This is a genomic window from Nostoc sp. 'Peltigera membranacea cyanobiont' 232 (assembly GCF_002245985.1).
GTDB lineage: Bacteria > Cyanobacteriota > Cyanobacteriia > Cyanobacteriales > Nostocaceae > Nostoc.
Genome location: NZ_NOLK01000282.1, coordinates 1 through 5,029 on the forward strand (window position 1 = coordinate 1; position 5,029 = coordinate 5,029).

General features: G+C 45.0%; 1 protein-coding gene. It reads left to right on the forward strand.

All coding sequences use genetic code 11. The features are described from left to right. On the forward strand, positions 1-5,029 hold a 5,029-nt coding region (locus CDG79_RS38925; protein ID WP_143855730.1), incomplete at both ends, for a translocation/assembly module TamB domain-containing protein.

A 5,029-nucleotide genomic window follows, 5' to 3' on the forward strand; every position in this document is an offset into this window, starting at 1 on the left:
CAAGATCCTCCTCATCTCCCACCGCCCCCGTAACATTTTCTCAACTGAATGGATCTGCCCAACTTTTAGCAAACAACCAGTTGATCCGGTTTGAGGTGGGAGGGCAAGCAGACAGTGGTGGCAATATTTCCATTCAGGGAGAGACACGTTCTAAGGTGCTGGCAGGCAATTTTCAGTTGCAAGCACAAGATTTGTTCGCTGCGGATATTACTCGGTTGATTAAGTTACCAGTGAACTTACAGGCGGGTCGAGCCAATGGCGACTTGTTAGTTCGGTTGACACCAGGACAGCAGACTTTATTGTATGGCAATGCTGCTGTGCAAGGGGTAACGCTTCAAATACCCAAAGTGCCGCAACTGTTAAGCAATAGCCAAGGAAATCTCCGTTTTCAGGGAACGGAGTTGGAGTTAAACAATGTTACTACCAACTACGGCAAAATTCCTGTGGTGGCTACAGGAATCATCGACACTCAAGCAGGCTTTAAGTTGGCAGGGCGCGTAAATACTGTGAGTTTGGCTAATGCTCAGGAGACTCTGAAGGTAAAACTACCTGTACCGATCGCTGGACAAGTACAAGCAGATTTGCTGATTACCGGATCGACTAAAGAGCCAATTCTCTCAGGTTCAGTTACCACAATAAAAACTACCCGGATTGACAAAGTTGATTTTAAGAGCATCAGTAGTAAATTTGAGCTTGTTACTAGTTCTAGTTCCTCTTTACTTACCCTCAAAGATATTCAAGGTAAAGCCATAGTTGGTGGTGATATTACTGGTGCTGGCACAATTAAACTCGGTAAAACGCCGCGACTGGATTTAAATTTCGCTGCCAAGAATGTTCCAGGGGATGCGATCGCAAAAGTTTATGGAACAACACCCGCATTCCAAATCGGCAATGTCTCAGCTACAGCCCAATTAACTGGTGCTTCTACCAATGTCCAAACTTCGGTACAATTCCAAGCGCCTAACGGAACTTACCCCGGAACTGGTGAAGTTGCGATTTCTCCAAATCGCATCGTCTCTTTCCGCAATGTGGCTCTTAATGTCAGTGGTGGTAAAGTCCGGGCAACTGGGAGTTATGTTAATGAGCGTTGGCAAGCTGTGGCTGTTGCCTCTGGGGTAAAATTGGAACCCTTTGTAGACAAAAGTCAACTGCAAAATGTCTCTTTGGCAAAGGCACAGTTTAATGGTCGTCTCATCCTCTCAGGCAGCACAGCACCATTTGCAATTGCCACGATTCGCAGTGATGGGGCAGGAGTTCAAATTGGTGGCGGTACAGTTACAGTTTCTAATGTCCAACTGCAAGAACAAAGCTTTTCTGCTCAACTTGTAGCTAATGGTGTGCGGTTGGGACAAATATTAAAACAGTCTCCCCCAGCTTTAAATAATCCTTTGGCGGGGACATTCCAAATCGCAGGTGACAGAGATAATTTCAGCCTGAAAACCCTCCGTAGCAGTGGTGAAGGTAGTCTTGCTATCGACGGTGGAACAGTTACAGCTAAAAATATCCAAGTGGCTAATGGTGTCTATCAGGCGCAAGTTCAGGCAAATAATGTACCGTTGCAGCAGTTGGCAAAAGTTCCAAAGCAGTTTCAAGGGGCATTAACTGGTCAGTTCGATGTAGCGGGTTCTGTTGATTCTTTTAAACCGGAAACTATTCAAGCCAGTGGTCAGGCGCGGGTAAATGTCGGGGATGGGACGATTACAGCCTCTAATATCCAAGTGGCTAACGGTGTATACCAGGCGCAAGTTCAAGCGAATAATGTTCCTGTGCGGCAATTGGCAGCAGTACCACCGCAGTTTAGAGGGACGTTAACTGGTCAAGTAAACGTGGCTGGTTCTGTTGAGTCGTTCCAACCGCAAACTATCCAAGCTATGGGTCAGGCGCGGGTAAATGTTGCAGGTGGGACAATTACAGCCTCTAATATCCAAGTGGCTAATGGTGTATACCAGGCGCAAGTTCAAGCAAATAATCTACCGTTGCAGCAGTTGGCAGCAGTACCACCGCAGTTTAGAGGGACGTTAACTGGTCAAGCAAATGTGGCTGGTTCTATTGAGTCGTTCCAACCGCAAACTATCCAAGCTAGCGGTCAAGGACGGCTGAATATTGCAGGTGGAACGATCGCAGCTTCTAATATCCAATTGGCTAATGGTCGCTATCAAGCTGTAGTTGATGCTTCTGGTGTGGAATTAAATCGGTTCAATGAGCAATTGCGGGGTCAATTTGGCGGTCAGTTACAATTAGCTGGCACTGTCGGATCGTCCAAGTTAGCGGATGTGCGGGCGGCAGGACAAGTGCAATTATCCCAAGGTATCCCTGGGCTTGAGCAACCTCTGACGGCTGCGATCGCTTGGAGTGGTGAAAGGCTTACCATTGAGCGAGCAACTGCTCCCGGTTTAAGTGTGACTGGTAACATATTAGCTAATGCCAGGGGAACGGGCATACCGGAAATTACTGCCCTAAATCTCAACGTCCAAGCCCAGAATTACAACCTAAAACAGTTACCGATCGATCTTCCTAATCAGGTTGCTGTGGCAGGGAGAGTAGATTTTAATGGTCAAATCACTGGTAAGCTGCCTTTACCAAATGTGGTAGGGCAAATTAATTTACGAGACTTGGTTGTTCAAGATATTGCTTTTGAGCCATTGTTAACTGGAAATATTGATTCAGCACAGGGACGCGGGTTAAATTTGAACTTGGCAGGAAATAGCGATCGCTTGGCCTTTAATTTAGATGCCAATAATCGCCCGAAATCTTTCTTAGTAAAATGGCAAGACGCATCAGCCACAGGTAATGTTCAAGGGAATGATTGGGCACTCAAAGTTGCAAATTTCCCCTTACAAATATTGAATTTGACTCCGCCACCAATAACTCGACTGGGTGCTGGAAAGATCGCTGGTTTGTTAACTGGGGATTTGCTATTTAATCAGCAGACATTGGCATCTACGGGGAATTTAGCGATCGCTAATCCACAAATTGGTCGGCTTAAAGGCGATCGAATAGCTGCTCAATTCCGCTACGGTAACGGTAAAGGCACACTTGCCAGTAGCGAATTTGTCAAAGGCAAAAGTAGTTACGCTCTTGTTGGTACTTTTGCCCAAAGTCCCAAAGGCCCTCAACTACAAGGTAAACTGAACGTCAACCAGGGAGAGATCCAAGATGTTTTGGCTGTAGCACAGATATTTGATTTACAAAATTTACCTGGTGGTTCACCAGAAATCTACGGTACAGCAGAGGATCTAACCACCACCCCCCAAGGAGCGCCAAATCAACCCTTATTTACCCAAATCCAACGGTTTTCTGAAATTGCAACTTTGGTCGAAGAACAGGAAGAACAGCGACTTAATTCCACTCCAATACCAGATTTGGCAGACTTAAAGGGGACTTTCAACGGCGAAGTGGCTGTGAATACAGCTACAGCCAATGGATTATCAGTGGATTTTAAGTTGAATGGACAAAACTTTGCCTGGGGTAAAAAGGAAGAACGAAATCGTTATTATACTGCCGAGAAAGCGATCGCTGAAGGCAGCTTTGAGAACGGTGTTTTGAGTTTGCGACCTTTACGGCTTGAATCTGAAAATAGGCTGATTGCCTTTACAGGTAATGTTGGCGGTGATGAACAATCTGGACAGTTCCGGGTGAATAATTTTCCGGTACAAGTACTGAATAATTTTGTTAAACTGCCAGTCGGAATTACAGGGAATCTTAACGGTACAGCAGCTTTAGCAGGTAGCATTGCTAATCCCCAAGCTAGAGGGGAATTGCAAATCACAGAAGGATTATTGAATCAGAACAAAATAGACTCAGCAAGGGCAAGTTTCAGCTATGCCAACGGCCGCTTAGACTTTGGTAGTACTGTAGCAGTTGCTGGGCCAAAACCTGTTGATATTACTGGCAGCATACCTTATAAACTGCCTTTTGCTTCTGTGGCATCAGACAGCGAGCAAATCAGTTTGGATATGAAGTTGGAAAACGAGGGATTGGGACTGTTAAACGCATTGACTAATCAAGTGGTATTTGAAAAAGGTGAAGGAGAAGTAGACCTTAAGGTACGGGGAACATTGCAAAAACCCGAAGTAAATGGAACTGCTACGATTAATGATGCTACTTTTTCAGCCCAGGCTTTGCCAGGTAAGCTCAGACATGTCACAGGTAGAGTACTGTTTAATTTTGACAGCATCTTAGTAGAAAATCTTCAAGGTAGATTTAGCCGTGGGAAGGTGGAAGCTGCTGGAGCAATTCCCATTTTCAACAATGAGAACGTGACTATTAATAATCCCCTGACTGTTAATCTCGAACAGTTGGCGTTGAATCTCAAGGGACTTTACCAAGGAGGCGCTAGTGGCAATTTGCAGATTACTGGTTCTGCCTTTAACCCCATAATTGGCGGTAAAGTAAGTTTATTTGACGGTCAGGTATTGCTGGCAGAATCTACCGACACTAGTTCATCTGGAAATAGTAGTCTCGGTGTATCACCCACAAAAGAGAATAAGCAGAGTAAACCTGAAATTGAAAATAGCAAGGTAAATGCGTTGCCGTCAGGTATCGCTAGATTTAATAATCTAGATTTAGAACTCGGTAAAAATGTCCAAATTACCCGTCCCCCAATTCTCAACTTCCGCGCCAGTGGTAATCTCATCGTTAATGGCTTAATCAATCAGCCAATACCTGATGGCACTATCCGCTTAGAAAAAGGTGGTGTGAATTTATTTACTACCCAATTTAACCTTGCTTCTGGCTATACACACACCGCAACTTTTAGTCCCTCCCAACCGCGCGATCCCAACTTAGATATTCGGCTATTTGCCAAAGTACTAGATGTTACTCAAAGTAATGATTTCAGCCGAGTAAATTCCACGGGTTTATCAGCATTAGAAAGTGTTCGAGTCGAAGCCACTATCAACGGTCTGGCTAGTAAACTAAATGAAAATCTAGAACTAACAAGCAGTCCGTCACGTAGTCAAAACGAAATTGTTGCTCTTTTAGGAGGTGGGTTTGTAGACACCCAAGGGCGTGGTGACAGTACTCTGGG